The sequence below is a fragment of the Neobacillus sp. MER 74 genome (genome assembly GCF_023714155.1).
The window spans coordinates 64,193-82,546 of the sequence record NZ_JAMAUV010000015.1 but is presented as its reverse complement, the minus strand read 5'-3'; the positions used below and the strand labels follow the sequence as shown (position 1 = coordinate 82,546).

Annotated in this window: 14 protein-coding genes; 9 read left to right on the top strand and 5 right to left on the bottom strand. The window is 39.1% G+C overall.

The annotated features are described in order from the left end of the window. Positions 1-11 precede the first annotated feature (11 nt). From M3610_RS20505 to M3610_RS20485, 5 genes are all read left to right on the top strand, one after another. Positions 12-1,619 (top strand): ABC transporter substrate-binding protein, encoded by a 1,608-nt coding sequence (locus M3610_RS20505; RefSeq protein ID WP_251461989.1) that lies wholly within the window; start codon positions 12-14, stop codon positions 1,617-1,619. A 68-nt stretch (positions 1,620-1,687) separates the two neighbouring features. Continuing rightward, on the top strand, positions 1,688-2,692 hold the full coding sequence (locus M3610_RS20500; protein WP_251462047.1) for an ABC transporter permease: 1,005 nt from the start codon (positions 1,688-1,690) through the stop codon (positions 2,690-2,692). 23 nt (positions 2,693-2,715) lie between these two features. After that, complete coding sequence (locus M3610_RS20495; RefSeq protein WP_251461986.1) at positions 2,716-3,612, top strand: ABC transporter permease; 897 nt, start codon at positions 2,716-2,718, stop codon at positions 3,610-3,612. Positions 3,613-3,686: 74 nt separating this feature from the next. Then, positions 3,687-4,853, top strand: a complete 1,167-nt coding sequence (locus M3610_RS20490) for an amidohydrolase (protein WP_396953664.1) — start codon at positions 3,687-3,689, stop codon at positions 4,851-4,853. A gap of 102 nt (positions 4,854-4,955) precedes the next feature. Then, the gene (locus M3610_RS20485) at positions 4,956-5,483 is read left to right on the top strand and encodes a GbsR/MarR family transcriptional regulator (protein WP_251461984.1); all 528 of its coding nucleotides are present in this window, start codon (positions 4,956-4,958) and stop codon (positions 5,481-5,483) included. 118 nt (positions 5,484-5,601) lie between these two features. Here M3610_RS20485 and M3610_RS20480 read toward each other — a convergent pair whose 3' ends face one another. Then, entirely contained in the window at positions 5,602-7,050 is a 1,449-nt protein-coding gene (locus M3610_RS20480; RefSeq protein WP_251461973.1) for a L,D-transpeptidase family protein, read from the bottom strand. Positions 7,051-7,353: 303 nt separating this feature from the next. Between M3610_RS20480 and M3610_RS20475 the strand changes: the two genes are divergently transcribed. Further along, complete coding sequence (locus M3610_RS20475; RefSeq protein ID WP_251461971.1) at positions 7,354-8,268, top strand: fumarylacetoacetate hydrolase family protein; 915 nt, start codon at positions 7,354-7,356, stop codon at positions 8,266-8,268. Positions 8,269-8,369: 101 nt separating this feature from the next. On the opposite strand, the gene nspC is transcribed toward M3610_RS20475, so the two are convergent. The 4 genes from nspC to M3610_RS20455 all read right to left on the bottom strand — a co-directional run bounded on the left by nspC (position 8,370) and on the right by M3610_RS20455 (position 13,295). Beyond that, a complete protein-coding gene (gene nspC, locus M3610_RS20470; protein ID WP_251462041.1) occupies positions 8,370-9,497 on the bottom strand; it encodes a carboxynorspermidine decarboxylase in 1,128 nt (375 codons plus the stop codon). Position 9,498: 1 nt separating this feature from the next. After that, a complete protein-coding gene (locus M3610_RS20465; protein WP_098576058.1) occupies positions 9,499-10,737 on the bottom strand; it encodes a saccharopine dehydrogenase family protein in 1,239 nt (412 codons plus the stop codon). Between the two features lie 678 nt (positions 10,738-11,415). Next, entirely contained in the window at positions 11,416-12,402 is a 987-nt protein-coding gene (locus M3610_RS20460; RefSeq protein WP_251462040.1) for a glycoside hydrolase family 43 protein, read from the bottom strand. Positions 12,403-12,533: 131 nt separating this feature from the next. Then, the gene (locus M3610_RS20455) at positions 12,534-13,295 is read right to left on the bottom strand and encodes an IclR family transcriptional regulator (RefSeq protein WP_251461969.1); all 762 of its coding nucleotides are present in this window, start codon (positions 13,293-13,295) and stop codon (positions 12,534-12,536) included. Positions 13,296-13,538: 243 nt separating this feature from the next. Between M3610_RS20455 and M3610_RS20450 the strand changes: the two genes are divergently transcribed. From M3610_RS20450 to M3610_RS20440, 3 genes are all read left to right on the top strand, one after another. Next, a complete protein-coding gene (locus M3610_RS20450; RefSeq protein ID WP_251461967.1) occupies positions 13,539-15,533 on the top strand; it encodes a YjhG/YagF family D-xylonate dehydratase in 1,995 nt (664 codons plus the stop codon). A gap of 115 nt (positions 15,534-15,648) precedes the next feature. Continuing rightward, complete coding sequence (locus M3610_RS20445) at positions 15,649-16,584, top strand: dihydrodipicolinate synthase family protein (protein WP_251461965.1); 936 nt, start codon at positions 15,649-15,651, stop codon at positions 16,582-16,584. A 383-nt stretch (positions 16,585-16,967) separates the two neighbouring features. Further along, positions 16,968-18,350 (top strand): glycoside-pentoside-hexuronide (GPH):cation symporter, encoded by a 1,383-nt coding sequence (locus M3610_RS20440; protein ID WP_251461962.1) that lies wholly within the window; start codon positions 16,968-16,970, stop codon positions 18,348-18,350. Positions 18,351-18,354: the final 4 nt, after the last annotated feature.

Sequence of the window (18,354 nt, the reverse complement as noted above, 5' to 3'; positions counted from 1 at the left end):
GGATTGATTAAATGAAAACTAGTCGGTTACTTTTTATTCTTCTGGGTGCTTTTTTACTATCTATTGCATTAGTGGGATGCTCAAAATCAGGAAAAGGAAATCAAGTTGACTCAAAAGCCCAAGAAGGTAAAAAGACCTTTGTCTTTGCCCGGGGCGGCGATTCGGTTTCTCTGGATCCATCAGAGGTTACTGATAGTGAATCGGAAAATGTCTCCCAAAGTATTTTAGAAACATTAGTGACATTTGCTGAAGGAAAAACAACGATTGCTCCACTATTAGCAACAAAATGGGAAGAAACCAATAATGGATTGACGTATACCTTTAAACTTCAGGAAGGTGTTAAATTTCAAGACGGGACAGATTTCAATGCAGATGCAGTCGTTTATAATTTTGAGCGTTGGATGAATGGAAAAGATGTTGCGAAATTCCCTGTGTATGGTTCTGTTTTTGGAGGGTTTAAGGGAGATGAGACTCATAACCTTCAATCTGTAGAAGCCGTGGATGCCACTACAGTGAAATTTACATTGAAACATGTTATGCCGACATTCTTAAAAAGCCTCGCCTTAACACCGTTCTCCATCTCAAGTCCAGCAGCAATAGAAAAATACGGTAAAGATTATAGCACCCATCCAGTGGGTACCGGTCCGTTTGTCTTCGATGAGTGGAAAAGAAACGATCGAATTGTTTTAAGTAAAAATAAAAATTACTGGGTAAAAGGTTATCCGAAAATGGATCAAGTTATTTTCCGGACAATTGGAGATAATACAGCTCGCTTAAATGCATTAATGAGTGGGGAAATTGATATGATGGACGGAGTAGATCCTGGAAATATTCAACAAATAGAAGCGGATAAAAATTTTAAGATTCTATCCAGGCCTTCTCTTAATATTGGATATTTAGGTTTAACAGTTACGAGAAAGCCCTTTGATAATAAGTTGGTTCGCCAAGCATTAAATTATGCCATTGATAAAGACGAAATGATTAAAGCATTCTTCGGCGGTCAAGCGATTCCAGCTAAAAACCCAATTCCACCAGCAGTCGAAGGATACAATGATGAAATTGCTGCCTATCCATACGATGTAAATAAGGCGAAAGCGCTCCTAGCTGAGGCGGGATTCCCTAATGGTTTTAATATGGAATTATGGGCAATGCCCGTCTCTCGTCCTTATATGCCTGATGCAAATAAAGTGTCAGTTTTCCTTCAATCAAGCTTTGCTAAGATTGGAGTCAAAGCAAAAATTGTTACTTACGAATGGGCGACATATTTAGAAAAAGCGAAAGCTGGGGAAGCAGATGCTTTCCTCCTTGGATGGACAGGTGCGAATGGTGATGCGGATGACTTCATTTACTCATTATGGCATAAAGACAATATCGGTAGCCTAAACTCAACTCGTTATTCAAATGATGAGGTAAACAAGACTTTAACTGAAGCAAGATCGATTACAGATGAAGGAAAACGGAACGAAATGTATCAGCATGTACAACAAATCATGCATGATGATGCCCCAATTATTCCTTTAGTGCATACAACACCGGTGTTAGCAGCAAGAGGTGATATTACTGGCTTTGATCCTCATCCGACAGGAAGAGTAATTACAACTAAAATTGATTTTAAATAATGGAATAGGCGGGAGGGTGGAGTGCCCTCCTGCTCAACTAATAATGAATATGTTAAGAGGTGATTACGATTATTTCTTATACCATACGGCGCCTATTAATGTTAATACCTGTCTTATTTGGGATGACCCTTATCGTATTTTTTATATTACGACTCATCCCCGGTAATCCTGCCCAATTAATTTTAGGTCAGCGAGCCACCAAAGAATCCCTTGCAAGCATGACCAGCCAATTAGGTTTGGATCAGCCATGGTATGTTCAATATTTTTCTTATATTAAGGGCCTGTTTACAGGTGATATAGGTACATCTATACGGACGGGAGTCCCAATAAGCCAGGAGATATGGCCATTTTTCATCGCTACGATCGAATTATCTGTTGCTGCTCTTCTCATTGCCATCATTATTGGGATGAATGCTGGCATAATTAGTGCCTGGTTTCAAAACTCATGGTTTGATTATACTGCTATGGTGATTGCTTTAATAGGGATATCGATGCCTATATTTTGGTTGGGATTAATGGATCAATGGTTTTTCTCAATTGACTTAGGCTGGCTGCCGTCTACAGGCAGAGAGAATGTTCGAGATCCTGTTATTCCGATTACTAATTTTTATTTAATAGATACCTTGATACAAGGGGATTTTAGTCAATTTAATGTTGTGGTAAAACACTTGATTTTGCCGGCATGTGCCCTTGGAACGATTTCCATGGCGATTATCGCTAGGATTACAAGGTCCAGCATGCTTGAAGTTATGCGCTCAGACTATATCCGTACGGCACAAGCTAAAGGAATGCGCATGTTTTGGGTAGTTTACAAACATGGATTAAAAAATGCATTAATCCCAGTACTTACTATTATAGGGATGCAAATGGGGATTTTATTAGGCGGTGCTGTTCTAACAGAGACGATTTTTGGCTGGCCGGGAATTGGCCGATATATTTATGAGGCGATTAATTTTAGGGATTATCCTGTTATTCAAACTGGTATATTAATCGTCGCTGCTTTCTTTGTTTTGATTAATTTAGTCGTGGACTTGTTGTATGCAGCCATTGATCCAAGAATTAAATATCATTAACCATTAGAATGGCAGGGATGTTCATGCAAGAGATAATAAAAACTCGGCAATTTAAGCAAGTAAAAGAGGTTGAGGGGATTCATTCCCCCTGGCTTGAGTCGTGGCGGAGGTTTAGAAAGAATAAGCTGGCGGTAATTGGTCTCGGGATCATATCGTTTTTTGTAATTATCGCTATTATTGCACCCGTGCTTGCACCAGAAGGAATTAATGACCAAAAACTAGCTGAAAGATTGCAATCTCCGTCAGCCGGCCATTGGTTAGGTACAGATGATTTTGGGCGGGACATATTATCGAGAATTATTTACGGTACAAGAATTTCTTTATGGATTGGGACTTTCTCTGTACTAGGCTCCATCATTGTAGGGAGTATTTTAGGTATATTGGCAGGTTATTATGGCCGCTGGGTGGATACACTTATTTCTCGCGCATTTGATATCATGCTTGCATTCCCAAGCATCTTGCTTGCGATTGCGATCGTAACCATCCTGGGCCCCTCATTATCCAATGCGTTAATTGCCATTGCTATTATCAATATACCGAACTTTGGCCGGCTCATTCGTTCGAAAGTTTTAAGTGTGAAACAAGAGGAATATATTATCGCTGCAAAAAGTATTGGAATGGGAGATTTACGAATTCTATTCCATCACGTATTACCTAATAGCATGGCACCAGTCATCGTTCAAGGGACACTTGCGATAGCAACATCAATCCTAGAAGCTGCTGCTCTTGGCTTCCTTGGTTTAGGTGCAGAAGCACCCAATCCCGAGTGGGGAAAAATGTTGTCTGATTCCAGACAGTTTATCACCCAAGCCCCATGGACAATGGTGTCACCAGGTATAGCTATTATGCTTGTCGTTATTGGTTTTAATCTTTTGGGAGATGGACTGCGAGATGCCCTTGATCCCCGAATGAAGCACTAGAAAGATAGAGTTTTACACAACTACTAGGATGATAGAAAGGAGTTTTTATTTTGTTACAAAATGGTGTTATTACTATAATGCAGAAGGCATTTGATTCCCTAGAAGGTATCTATTCGGAACTTGTTGAAATTCGAAGAGATTTACATATGAATCCTGAACTCTCTTTTCAAGAGAAACGAACTCCAGAATTCATTGCAAACTACTTAAAAGATTTAGGTTTAGAGGTAAGAACCGGTGTTGGCGGAAATGGAGTAGTAGGGTATTTAAAGGGCGGCAAGCCTGGGAAGACCATTGCTCTTAGGGCGGATTTTGATGCGCTGCCCATCGATGATGAAAAGGATGTTCCCTATAAATCAAAAGTACCCGGTGTCATGCATGCTTGTGGACACGATATTCATACTGCCGCCTTACTCGGAGTAGCAAAAACATTAAGTAAAGTGAAAGATGAAATAAAAGGAACAGTCGTCTTTCTCCATCAGCATGCCGAAGAATTGAGTCCAGGCGGTGCCGTCGGCATGATCGCAGATGGATGTTTGGAGGGAGTCGATGAAGTTTATGGTGCACATGTGGAAGTGAATTTTCCAATTGGAACCGTAGCATTGAATGATGGATATGTACATGCGGCATCGGATGCCTATGATATTACCATTTATGGTAAGGGTGGGCATGGGGCAGAACCACATCGTTGTATTGATCCAGTCGTCATCGGCAGCCATCTTGTTATCGACTTACAGAACATTGTGAGCAGACGGATTGACCCTCTGCATCCAGCAGTAGTCACAGTTGGAGCTTTCCATAGCGGGAATGCCCATAATGTCATCCCGGATAAAGCCTATTTAAAGGGTACCGTAAGAACGTACGATAAAGATGTTAGACTACAAGTCGAGAAAGAGCTTAACCGGATTGCAGAGCAAACAGGAGCAAAGCATGGCGCTAAAATCGATGTAAAGTACACAAAGGGTTATATCTCCTTGTATAACCACCCGAAGGAAACAGCCTTCATTAAAGAACTTTCTATCGATATTTTCGGGGAAGAAAATGTGGTTGTTAAACCCGCTGATATGGGTGGAGAAGATTTTGCCTATTACGTTGACGCGGTTCCCGGAACATTCTTTTGGGTAGGGGGAGGAAATCCGGACTTAAATGCCGTGTATCCTCATCATCATCCGAAATTTGATGTAGATGAAAGGTCAATGATAAATATCGGGAAAATCTTTATTTCAGCGATATTAAGCAACTAACCATCGATTTTTTTATAAATTTAGTTTAAATTAATAGGTAGAAGTAATGTGAGAAAATTTAGGTAAAGATGGTGAAATGGATTGAATGATGAACTCAAGAGGGTGAGAGACCAAATAATTGATCATAACTCAGATCATCAGACATTATTCTCCATGCCTCATACCGTTAGACGTTTAATGTCTGTGATGTATTATTTTGAAAAACCGATGACTTTAGATGATATGACAGAACTGTTAGGCATGAGTAAAGCAAGTATGAGTATTGCTGTAAGAGAACTGGATGAAATGGGCTTAGTAAAAAAGGTTTGGAAAAAGGGAGAACGAAAGGATATCTACCAGGTTGAAGAAGACAATTATGACAGTTTTATCAAATTCTTTTGTTATCATTGGCGGAAATCCGTCTTTCCACAAACCACTGCACTGAAAAAGTTTATTGATGAATTAAATGAGATAAAGGAAAAAGGCGATCTAGATGAGGAATCGAAAGAGTTAATTGAGAAGGACTTAAATAAGCTTCATTCTGGTTTGGAGTATCTTGATTGGCTTAATCGTCTAATCCAATCGTTTGAATCACATGAGATTTTTGATTTTATTCCAAAAGTGGGAGTAGATGAAAAAATATTGAAATAATGTTTTGATCTTATTTACCTTAAGATATTTTTCCCCTGAGAAAAATAGCGATGTATAAGGTACATTTTAAAGCACAAAAAAGAGATTGGAAAATTCCAATCTCTTTTAATTTACAGTCTTAATAGACGATAACCGGCTCGTATGTGCTGAGATTATTATATACGGTACTCATAGCACTTGGCGGTGTATTAACGCAGCCATGCGATCCTGCATTTAAGTAGGCATTACTTGCCCAGTTTGATCGAAAGCCGGCATCGTGAAATCCTTGTCCATCATTCGTAAAAGGTGCCCAATAATCAACTTGTACTTCATAACTCGGTTTTCCTCCGAGCTCTCTGCCTGTTAGTGTGGCAGGTGTTCGTTTATAGAGGATATACCACACTCCTTTTGATGTATCATTCCCAGTGCTGTGTTTACCAGTAACGACATTCGTTGTGATGACTAATTTACCCTTTTTGTAAATCCAAATACGCTGTTCGGCAATCGAAACTTCCGCATATGTATCACCGATGCCATTGTTTGTTGTGGTATCGTATCCGTAGCCTTCACCACTCCAGCCATGTCCGACCGTATTAGATGCAGAAACGGAGGTCGTTCCTTTTTCAAAAGCGGACTTTACCTGTTTGGTTTCTTTAGCCACGTCTAATGCCCAGCCATAACCTTGTCCTTTAACTGAAATGACTGAACCTGAATGGGTTTTAAATTTAAAATTTTTATCTAATGTGGATTGAGACTCATTTATTTCTTCGATTTTCTTTTTAAGAACACCTTTGTCAATCTTAACCTTCATGTCTTTTGAAACCGTAGCATTTTTTATTAATTCGCTGCCTTTTAAAGAATAAACCTTGTCCTGGACTTTGTACTCAACGGTTTGTTGAAGAAGATCCTGCAGCTTTTTCTCTTCATTTTTGACAATCTGACTGTCTTCTTTAATTGGCTGGATGTATACAGGGCTCAAATGGATTTCACTAGTATATCCATGCTTATCGAAGTCTTTTAAAAGACTGGCAACATCATACTGCTCACCATTCTTACTTTTTGAAATGATGACTGTACCTTCTTTCAAAATGGCCTTTGCATCTTTAGGTGGAGTTAAGTTCTTATTCATTTTTACAAGCTTCTCTTCAACTTGTTTCTTCATTTCTTGGCTTCGATACTGATCGATGTTACTCGGCAATAAGGAATATTCTTTCACCTTTGAAGAGGGAAAAATTGACCATTGGCTTTTTAATAACTTTTTAACACCTGGCAGATCTTCCTCTGTAAATTCCATCTTCGTATCTTTTCCATCTAAAATTTGTTGTTGTCCAACGTAGACCTTATTTGTTAAGATAGACGATTTTAATTTATTGAGTGCTTCATCAGGAGTTAATCCTCCGACATTTGTGCCATTAATTTCAATATGTGAATTAAAGTAATTTGCCTGATAATAGCTGATTGCCGCAAATATGATTGCGATGATAACGATTATACCGGTTGTGATAAATTTCCAGTTCTTATACCATTTCGTTGATTTCGACTGGCGTTGACCTATTTCTCCTACTGATTCTTTTGCCACATTTTCCACAAATATTCCCCCCAAATTACCTAACAACCCAGCTTTCGACGTCCTTCGACTTTTAAGCCTTTGGTTCTGCATCCAAACTTCAATATATTATATTATACTTAAATTTTAATACTATTCTACTAGATTTTATAGTGTGAACTTTGTCACATTTTGTCTAAGAGTGAAATTTTATATGTCTGAAAATTCAAAACACTAGCCTTGCTCGCCAAAAATCTCCATGATATAGTAAATGTATGGAAATACGGAGTTTACCCTTATAATTCTAATGTAAAAGGGGAAATATGGAAAGGAAACTAAATCAATATGAAACTAGTAAATTATAAAGTGAATTCGAATGATCCATCTAAATTTGGTGTGAAGACAGATTCCGGCATTGTCGACATTGCCAAGGCTTGGAAAGCTGCTAATGAATCCTATTCAATTCCTCTTACTTTAGAGGAGTGGTTGCAAGCGGATGAGAACTCTAAAAAACTTTTTCAAGATTTCGTTCACTCAAACAAGGATTTCAGCACTTTCACCCTGGCAGAGAATCAGGTTCAATATGGTCCATGTGTACCGAAAAGTGCAAAAATTATTTGTGTGGGCCTAAATTATCGGAAGCATGCAGAAGAATCAAATATGGAACCGCCTAAAACGCCTGTACTTTTTAACAAGTATGGCAACTCCCTAGCTGGTCATGGAGACAAAGTTGAGATTCCCGCAGATGCGAAGCAAGTTGATTTTGAAGCAGAACTTGGCATAGTGATTGGAAAAAAAGCCAAAAATGTATCAAGGGAACGTGCACTAGATTATGTGGCAGGGTATTGCAATGCTAATGATTTATCCGCAAGGGACCTTCAATTCCGTACGAATCAATGGCTATTAGGAAAAGCAATTGATGGGTTTTGTCCGGTTGGGCCGTATCTTGTGACTGCAGAGGAAGTCGGCAATCCAAACCAGTTGAAAATTGAAACGATTGTAAATGGTAAGGTAAGGCAATCTTCCAATACTGCTGACATGATTTTTTATTGCGATGAGATTATTAGTTATATTTCCAACTATATAACCCTAGAGCCGGGTGATTTGATTATCACTGGAACACCTGAAGGAGTCATACTTGGACTACCGGAGCATGAACAGGATTGGCTGTCAGCAGGAGATGAAATAACCATTAGGATAGAAAAACTTGGTGAGCTGACAAACCAGATGACATTACCATTGGTAAAAAAAATGAAGTAAAAAAGCATTCAACAATGTAATAGGGGACTTTTAAGAGAATGCTGGGCAAAATAAAAGGGAGAAGTGCATTACTCGCACTTCTCCCTTTTTCTACTATTCTATTAAGCTAGTCTCATTTTAAAATCTTGATAGCCAAATTGCTGCACAACCTGACAATCCCCATCTTTATCTTGAACAGCGATGGCAGGTAATGGCATCCCGTTAAACGTGGTGTTTTTGACCATTGTATAGATCGCCATATCACCGAAAACTAAGCGATCACCGCTCTCTAATGGCTGATCAAAAGAATAATCGCCGATCACATCTCCTGTAAGACAGGTTTGCCCGCCAAGACGATATGTATATGGCTTTTCTCCAGCTTCTCCTGATCCAAAAAGAGGAGGACGGTAAGGCATTTCCAAGACATCAGGCATATGGCAGGTAGCAGAAGTGTCAAGAATCGCAATCTCTAATCCGTTTTGATGTAAATCAAGTACGGAGGTAATTAAGTACCCGGCATTAAGAGCAATTGCTTCTCCAGGCTCAAGGTAAACCTCTAAACCGTATTTATCCTGCATTCTTTTAATGCACGCTTCCAGCCGCGGAATGTCATAATCTTCTCTTGTGATATGATGACCACCGCCAAAGTTGATCCATTCCATTTGCGGAAGAAACTCACCAAACTTTTCTTCGACCGCATTAAGTGTCGTTTCTAAGTCATCAGAGTTTTGCTGACAAAGGGTATGAAAATGCAGCCCTGAAACACCCTCCAGCAAATCGGGACGAAAGTGTTCTATCGTGACACCGAACCTTGAACCTGGTGAACAAGGGTCATAGATTTCATGTCCTACTTGAGTAGAACATTGCGGATTGATGCGTAAGCCAACTTTTCTGCCAGCTTGAAGTGCTTTATCTTTAAATTTCTCCAATTGTGAGAAAGAATTGAAAATAATATGATCGCAAATTGAGATAATCTCATCGATTTCATCTGCACGGTAGGCAGGGGCAAAGACATGATTCTCTTTGCCCATTTCCTCGTAACCTAGTCGTGCTTCGTACAAACCGCTTGCGGTTGTTCCACTTAGATACTCCCCAATAAGAGGGTAGAATTTTGTCATCGAAAATGCCTTTTGCGCTAAAACAATCTTAGCACCTGTGCGTTTCATGACACCGTTTAGGATTTTGAGATTTTTTTCCACAAGGCCTTCATCAACGACATAACACGGTGTTGGTAATTCTTCAAACCGCATCTTAACGAACAAGCTCCAACTCTTTTGCTTCTTCAGGCAATGCATCAACAAGCACAGGATTAAAATCTTCTACCCATGGAAGGCCCCATTTGTTTAACTCTTCCATGAATGGATCTGGATCAAATTCTTCAATATTGAATACGCCTGGTTTATTCCATTTGCCAGTCATAATCATTGCAGCACCAATCATTGCAGGAACACCTGTTGTATAAGAGATGGCTTGAGAGCCGACTTCTCTATAGCACTCTTGGTGGTCACAAACATTGTATACATAATAGGTTTTATCTTTTCCGTCTTTTTTCCCTTTGAAGATACAGCCGATGTTGGTTTTACCAACTGTACGTGGACCAAGGGAAGCTGGGTCTGGTAATACAGCCTTCAAGAATTGAAGTGGAATGATTTGTTGTCCTTCAAATTCAATTGGCTCGATAGAAGTCATTCCCACGTTTTCAAGGGCTTTTAAGTGTGTAATATAACTTTGGCCAAATGTCATGAAGAAACGGATACGCTTAATCCCTGGGATATTTTGCGCAAGAGATTCAAGCTCTTCATGATATAGCAAATACATATCCTTTTGACCAACTTCAGCGAAGTTATATTCGCGTTTGATTTCCATTGGCTCGGTTTCAACCCATTCGCCGTTTTCCCAGTATCTTCCGTTAGCAGAAACCTCACGGATATTGATTTCAGGATTAAAGTTAGTTGCAAATGGATAGCCATGGTCACCGCCATTGCAGTCAAGAATGTCGATATATTCGATTTCATCAAAATAATGCTTTAGAGCGTAAGCGGAGAATACACCTGTTACACCAGGGTCAAAGCCGCTGCCTAAAAGAGCTGTGATTCCAGCTTTTTCAAAACGCTCGCGGTATTCCCACTGCCATTTATATTCAAATTTAGCGGTATCTTCTGGCTCATAGTTTGCTGTGTCCATATAGTGTGTCTTTGTTGCAAGACAAGCATCCATAATTGTTAAGTCCTGGTATGGTAAAGCTAGGTTCATTACGATATCTGGTTTTACTTCATTGATTAAGGCAATTAATTCATCTACATTGTCAGCATCTACTTGTGCAGTCGTGATTTTTGTTTTACCGCCATCTAATTTCGCTTTTAATTCATCACATTTCGATTTTGTACGACTCGCGATGCAAATCTCTTCAAATACTTCACTGTTTTGTACACATTTATGAATTGCTACTGATGCCACGCCGCCGGCGCCAATAATAAGTGCTTTTCCCATTCTCTTAATCTCCTAACTGGTTAATTTTTTTTTAATGCAGAGAGAAATTGAATTCCTCTTAAAATTTCACAACAAAAAAAGCAAGTGAATCATAACGCATAACCGCGCACAACACTTGCTTTAGATATAATCATCAATATTAAAAAAGCATACGTATACCGTAATAGAAATCATACCACTACGATAAAGGTCCTTATAAAATCAGTAAGGAAGCTCTATAATATTCAAAATATATCTTATTAGGATCAGAGTCTATATAGCAAATAATTACTTTTACTACTCTTATTGACCGTTTCACAAGTTGTGTGCATATGCACTGGTTGTAAAGTAACCAACTTATAAAATTTGAGCTTTTAACTCAATCAATAAGGCAACTAAAGTTGCCATTCGGCATTTGACCCGGCTGTCCGTATGGCCTTAACTTCTTGAAGGAAGTGGTCAAAAATTATCTGCTTGGAAAGATCCAGACATATTGAATAACAGCTTTCCAATTTACGCACCTTCAATAATATCAGCAACTATTATAAATGGCAATAAAAAATTCAAAAAAAATGTCGGAAAATATTAGTAGGGAAACCAGTGCATGGTTATTGGGCCATTTAATAGTGGCAAGTGATCTAAAAAACTCCCAAAGATTAAAAAAACTGACCCCTTTATGAGGGTCAGTGGTCAATCTACTTATTTATTCCCATAAGGGTCAATCGTTTGAATCGTTCCATCCTCGTTATATTTTAGTTCCGTGTATTTCACAGAACGCTTATGATTCACGCCATCTGATAACGAGCAATCATGATAGAACAGATACCATTTATCATTAAACTGGACAATCGAATGATGTGTGGTCCAGCCAATTACAGGTGTAAGAATTGTCCCTTTGAACACAAATGGACCCTGTGGATTATCACTTACAGCATAAACAATTTTATGCGTGGTACCAGTAGAATAGGATAGATAATAAAGATCATTGTATTTATGAACCCATGGTCCTTCAAAATATCTTCGGTCCTCATCACTTGCAAGAATTGGATTACCGTTCTCATCGACAATGGAAATTTCTTTTGGTTCGCTTTTAAAAGTAAGCATATCGTCGCTTAGTTCAGCTACTCTTGGTCCTAAAGCAGGTTCTGCAGCGGCTGGACCTTCAGCATCTGGGATAAAAGTTCCTGTCTGCCATTTTTCTAATTGTCCTCCCCAAAGCCCGCCAAAATAAACATATGCTTTGTCATCTTCATCCACCAAGACAGCGGGATCAATGCTGAAGCTGCCTGGTATATAATTTTCTTCTGGTGTAAAAGGTCCAGCCGGATTAGGGCTAGTTGCGACGCCAATTCTGAAAATCCCCTCTTTATCTCTTGCAGGGAAAAATAAATAATACGTGTTATTTTTGTAAGCAGCGTCTGGTGCCCAAAGTTGTTTACTTGCCCAAGGGATATCTCTTAAATGAAGAGCTTCCCCGTGGTCTACACATGGTGCACCTGCGTCATCCATGGATAAAATATGGTAATCTTCCATCTTATATTGGTCACCATTATCATTAGATGGCTCATCGTGATCAAGGTCATGAGAAGGATAAATATAAAGCTTACCTTCAAAGACATGTGCGGAAGGATCTGCTGTAAAAATATGCGTAACTAATGGTTCATTGGGCTTTGAGTTTTTCATCATCATATCTCCCCATCAAATAATTTAGAAACATACCATGTTATTATATCCGAAGTTAGATGACTTTGTATATCCAAACAACTAACTTTTTTATTAGCCCATGCTTTTTATTAGTTTTTAACTATTAAGAAAAATCATTCATATCCATATCTCATTTGTTCCGATAGTTCATTACAGGATGTTTTAAGAAGATCAATAAATATCTGCAGCTCCGGATCGTTTACACGAGAAATTAAAGTGGAAATACTAATTGCAGCCAGGACCCGGCCCTTCCCGTTGAATATGGGTACAGCAGCACAACGAACACCTTGCTCGTTTTCTTGTTCATCTACTGCATAGCCCTGCTCCGTGACTTTTTCAATTTCTTTTCGAAAAACAGCTTCATTGATGATCGTATTTGCAGTTTGATACTGGTAGTTATAATTTTTTAATAAGTGCTCCAATTCATTAGGGGGTTGATAGGCTAAAAGTACTTTTCCAATCGCAGTAGAGTGGAGGGGGAGTCTTCGGCCAATACGAGAATAACGAATAATTGATTGTTCCCCTTCTACTTTATCTATATACACGCCTTCCCGACCATCCAATATCCCCAGGTGTACTGTTTGCCCCGTTTTTGCAGAAAGATCGAGAAGGTATTTTTTTGCCGTTTTTCTTATATCCATATTGCTGATGACTAAATTCCCTCGTTCAGCTAGTTTCAATCCTAATCTATATTTACCATTATCTGGATTTTGGTCGATATAGGAATACTCATGTAGTGTTTTTAGTAGGGAGTGTACAGTACTTTTATGCAACCCCATCTTTTCACTAATTTCGGTAATTTTTAGCTCCGACTTATGCTCATCAAATAAATCTAGAATCTTCAGAGCCCGTTCAACAGATTGAATAATAGGCATAAATAACTCCTTTTTGTTTTATATTGTAAAATTATATCTTATTATAACAAACATTATGGATTAATAAATGTGGATAAAAAATTTTGAAAAAACAATTTTTAGGTTGTAATGGAATAGGCACAATAAATAAAGATATGATATAATCAAATCACAGCCAAATAATAAAACTTAGTTTTATATTATAAAACTATAGGTGTACATAAAATCATTACTTGGTAGTAAATAAATTCCTCGGAGGTTACTATGTCATTAAATTCAATATTTGACGAAGGAAATCAATCCCTTTATAGCATAAAGACTCATGGCGCAGGGCCGGAAGGTTCACTTCCACTGACGCCCGAAATGTTAAGAGAACTTCCAAGCGGTGATATTTTTGGTATGACCCAAAATGCCGGAATGGGCTGGGAACCTTCCAAGCTCCTTGGAAAACAGGTGCTGATTATCGGAACATTGGCAGGAATTCGGGATCATGATGGCACTCCCATTGCATTAGGATATCATACTGGAAACTATGAACTAGGATTGCAAATGAGGGCTGCTGCTGAAGAAATTACTAAGCAAGGAGGCGTCCCATTTGCCAGTTTTGTAAGTGATCCATGTGATGGCCGCTCTCAAGGGACAACAGGCATGTTTGACTCCCTTCCATATAGGAATGATGCAGCCCTTGTGATGAGACGCCTAATCCGGTCCATCCCGACAAGACGGGCCGTTATAGGTGTTGCCACCTGTGATAAGGGTCTCCCGGCCGTGATGATTGCCCTGGCATCCATGCATAATCTTCCAACCGTCCTCGTTCCGGGAGGTGCAACACTTCCGCCTACAGATGGGGAAGATGCGGGCAAGGTTCAAACGATTGGTGCAAGGTTTTCAAATGGTGAGCTTTCATTGGAGGATGCCGCAAGACTTGGTTGTGTGGCATGTGGCTCATCCGGTGGTGGTTGTCAGTTCTTAGGAACTGCTGGAACCTCACAAGTGGTTGTGGAAGCACTGGGATTGGCACTGCCGCATTCTGCTTTATCACCGTCTGGCCAGCCTGTTTGGGAAGAAGTCGCGAAACAGTCAGCACGGGCAGCGTTGGAATTGGAAAAGAGAAACATTACTACTAAGGATATTATTACAGATAAAGCAATTGAAAATGCAATGGTGCTTCATGCGGCATTTGGCGGTTCAACCAACTTGCTGCTGCATCTTCCTGCTGTTGCACATGCTGCCGGCTGCAAAATTCCTACTGTAGATGATTGGGAAAGAATTAATAAATTGGTGCCTCGCTTAGTAAATGTATTGCCAAATGGTCCGGATAATCATCCAACCGTTCGTGCTTTCTTAGCTGGAGGAGTACCTGAAGTTATGCTTCATCTAAGGAAATTAGGCCTGTTACATGAAGATGTTCTTACGGTGACAGGGGAAACTCTCGGAGCAAACCTTGATTGGTGGGAAACCTCAGAAAGACGTGCGAAATTTAGACAACTATTGGTGGAACATGATGGAATTCAACCAGATGAGATCATCATGAGTCCAATTCAATCAAAACAACGAGGATTAACCTCAACAGTTACGTTTCCGAAAGGTAACATTGCACCTGAAGGTTCTGTCATAAAATCAACTAGCATTGATCCTTCCGTGGTCGGAGAAGACGGCGTTTATCGTCATACTGGTGAAGCAAAGATTTTTACTTCTGAAAAAGCAGCGATCAGGGCGATTAAAACAGGCGGAATCGAAGCAGGTGACATCATGGTTGTTATGGGTGGAGGACCATTAGGGACTGGAATGGAAGAAACGTATCAATTAACGTCTGCATTAAAACACTTATCTTATGGGAAACATGTTTCCTTACTTACAGATGCACGTTTTTCAGGCGTTTCAACTGGGGCATGTATCGGACATATTGGGCCAGAAGCGTTGGCAGGGGGACCAATTGGTAAATTACGTGATGGAGATGTAATTGAAATTATTATTGACAGAGAACAATTGGTCGGTACTGTTAACTTTATCGGGACAAAGGACAATAGATTGTCGATTGAAGAGGCAACTAGAGTATTAGATGAACGTGGGACACATCCAAGCGTTAAGCCAGATCCTGGCTTACCGGATGATACTCGATTATGGGCTGCACTTCAATCCGCGAGTGGAGGAACTTGGCGAGGTAGTGTTTATGATACTGATCGAATCATTGAAGTATTGAATGCAGGCATGAAAGCATTAGCGGACCAAAAAAAAGAAAAAAGTGTGATTAAGTAATTTTTAAGAGAGTAAAAATTTCATTAGATGTATTATAGCTCATTAAACAAATATTTTTATCTTAGCGGGCTCAGGTAAAATTAGAGCCTGCTGGGTATCCAAGGAGAGAGATTCATTGAAAAAAGCACAATTTCTAACGCCGGTTGTTACTGCTTTTACTGCTGAGGGCAAATTGGACCATCAGGCTAACAAAAATATCTATGATTTTTTAATTAATGGGGGAGTAGACGGTTTAGTCATTATGGGCAGTACTGGAGAGTTTTTCGCCATGAATGATGCCGAGAAGAAAGAATTGATCGACCTTGTGGTTAACCATGTGAATCATCGGACCAAAGTGTATATTGGGACTTCGTGCATGACGGTGGAAGATACGATACAGCTTTCCAACTATGCAATTGATGCCGGTGCGGATGGTGTTATGATTATCAGTCCATATTATTTTTCACTTTCGGATGAAAGTGTTGAGTACTATTACGATCAGGTTGCCGATTGGGTAAATGGTGATATTTATTTGTATAATTTCCCTGCAAGGACAGGCCATGACTTGTCTCCGCAAGTGACTCTCAATCTCTTGAGGAAACATAAGAATATTAAAGGATATAAAGATACTGTCACGGAAATGACGCATACAAGAGAATTGATTCAAACGGTGCGGGACGAATTCCCTGAATTTATTGTCTACTCCGGATTTGATGAAAACTTTGCCCATAATATACTTTGTGGTGGTAATGGCTGTATTGGGGGGCTCTCCAACTTATATCCAGCAGTATTTTCTGAGTGGGTAAAGGCCATCAACTTGCGTGACCTGGAAAAAGTGGCTGAAATCCAAAAGATTGTCGATAAAATGATGGGGCTATACGATATTGGGACTCCGTTTATCCCGATTATGAAGCAAGCGATGGTTCTTCAAGGGATTGAATTAGAGGGATATTGTCAAAAACCGCTTATCTTGCCAAATGACAAACAAATAGAGTCCATCAATCTGCTTTTGCAAGAATTAGATGCATTGATTGTTCAAGTTATTCCTAATTATAACGGGGTTTTAGTTTAAATTCGTAAATAATAGGTTAGAAAATATGTCCTAAGTAGGAATAGATTTCCTTGGTGTAAGGTGTTATAATCTAGCTAAATAAGGTTATATTATAAAATTGTATTTTATAATATAAAACTATTTTGTGTTCTATTCATATTGCACTGGCAGAAAGCCCTTTCTTAGCCAGTGCAGGCACACATAAATAGAGTAAAAGGAGTGAAGTGGAAGGTACAAGGGATACAAAGCACAACGGTCCTGCATTGTGGCGTGAAAATGCCATGGAAGGAAATCCATAAAGGTTTTTATCCAGTTTGGTAGATTGGATAATAATATTATCATAACTTTGTTTATAGGACCAACAAACTAAGAGTTTGTAAATAATAATTAAAAGGGGAATCAGAATGAATACAAGTGTTGCTCAGCAATTAACAGTAGTTCAACCCGAAAAGATCAAAATGAAGGAAAAGATTGGCTATGGTACGGGTGATTTGGCTTGTAACTTCATTTATCAAACGGTAAGCAGCTATCTATTATTTTTCTATACTGATGTTTTTGGAATAACAGCAGCAGCTGCTGGATTAATGTTCCTAGTTGTTCGGTTAGTTGATGCGGTTCTCGATCCATTTATTGGAGCAGTTATAGATAAGACCAAAACAAAATACGGAAGATTTCGTCCCTATCTTTTATACGGTGCCTTTCCATTTGCGGGTGTAGCGATTCTCTGTTTTACAACTCCAGGATTTTCTGATCCTATGAAACTTGTGTATGCATATGTAACTTATATTTTATTATCGATTACGTATTCAGTGATTAACATTCCTTATGCAGCGCTTACTTCAGCCATAACTCAAGATAACAAAGAAGTCGTTAGCTTGACTTCAGTCCGGATGCTGTTCGGAAACACAGGTGGATTGATCGTTTCCTTCGGTGTACCCCTTTTAGCCGGAATCTTCACAAATATGACTGGAGAAACGGGCTCAGGATGGCAAATCACCATGACAATCATGGGGATTTTAGGAGCTTTTTTGTTGATATACAGCTTTTATAACACAAAGGAACGTGTTCCGCTTAATCATTCAAAAGAAGCAGAGATTAACTTTAAAGATATCTGGATTCAATTAAAAACAAATCGTCCACTATTAATCGTTTGCTTTTTCTTTATACTTAATTTTGGTGTAAACTCCATTGTTAACTCTGTTGGAATTTATTATGTCACGTATAACGTTGCCAGACCGGAATTAGTAAAATGGTATGGTTTAATGGGAACGCTTCCTGCACTTATCCTTATGCCATTAATGCCATTAATGTACAAATGGATGGGTAAGAAAAAGCTATTATTTACAGCTTTATCATTAAAGGCAATCGGCTTAATAGCTCTTTTCCTTATTCCGCCAACCATGGTTCCATTTGTATTTGCAGGACGTTTAATTGCAGCACTAGGTACAATAACTGCAGGTGCATTTACATGGGCGTTAATCCCTGAAACCATCGATTTTGGCGAATATAAGACTGGTAAACGTGCAAGCGGTGTCATTTATGCGTTGGTTGGATTCTTCTTCAAGTTTGGTATGGCAATTGGAGGAATTGTTCCAGGATTAATTTTGGCTAAATTCGGTTATGTTGCTAATCAAGCCCAAACTCCAGAAGCATTAAATGGTATTTTGATTACCATGACTGTCATTCCGGCCGTATTTGTTATCATCGAGCTAGTTGCCATCTTCTTATATAAATTGGATGAAAAGGAACATAAACGAATTCTTAATGTATTAAAAACGAGAGGATGATCAC

Bases quoted from the DNA above. Each gene is read 5' to 3' on its own strand.
- M3610_RS20505 (WP_251461989.1), top strand. From the start codon at position 12: ATGAAAACTAGTCGGTTACTTTTTATTCTTCTGGGTGCTTTTTTACTA.
- M3610_RS20495 (WP_251461986.1), top strand. From the start codon at position 2,716: ATGCAAGAGATAATAAAAACTCGGCAATTTAAGCAAGTAAAAGAGGTT.
- M3610_RS20475 (WP_251461971.1), top strand. From the start codon at position 7,354: ATGAAACTAGTAAATTATAAAGTGAATTCGAATGATCCATCTAAATTT.
- nspC (WP_251462041.1), bottom strand. From the start codon at position 9,497: ATGCGGTTTGAAGAATTACCAACACCGTGTTATGTCGTTGATGAAGGC.
- M3610_RS20465 (WP_098576058.1), bottom strand. From the start codon at position 10,737: ATGGGAAAAGCACTTATTATTGGCGCCGGCGGCGTGGCATCAGTAGCA.
- M3610_RS20460 (WP_251462040.1), bottom strand. From the start codon at position 12,402: ATGATGAAAAACTCAAAGCCCAATGAACCATTAGTTACGCATATTTTT.
- M3610_RS20455 (WP_251461969.1), bottom strand. From the start codon at position 13,295: ATGCCTATTATTCAATCTGTTGAACGGGCTCTGAAGATTCTAGATTTA.
- M3610_RS20450 (WP_251461967.1), top strand. From the start codon at position 13,539: ATGTCATTAAATTCAATATTTGACGAAGGAAATCAATCCCTTTATAGC.
- M3610_RS20440 (WP_251461962.1), top strand. From the start codon at position 16,968: ATGAATACAAGTGTTGCTCAGCAATTAACAGTAGTTCAACCCGAAAAG.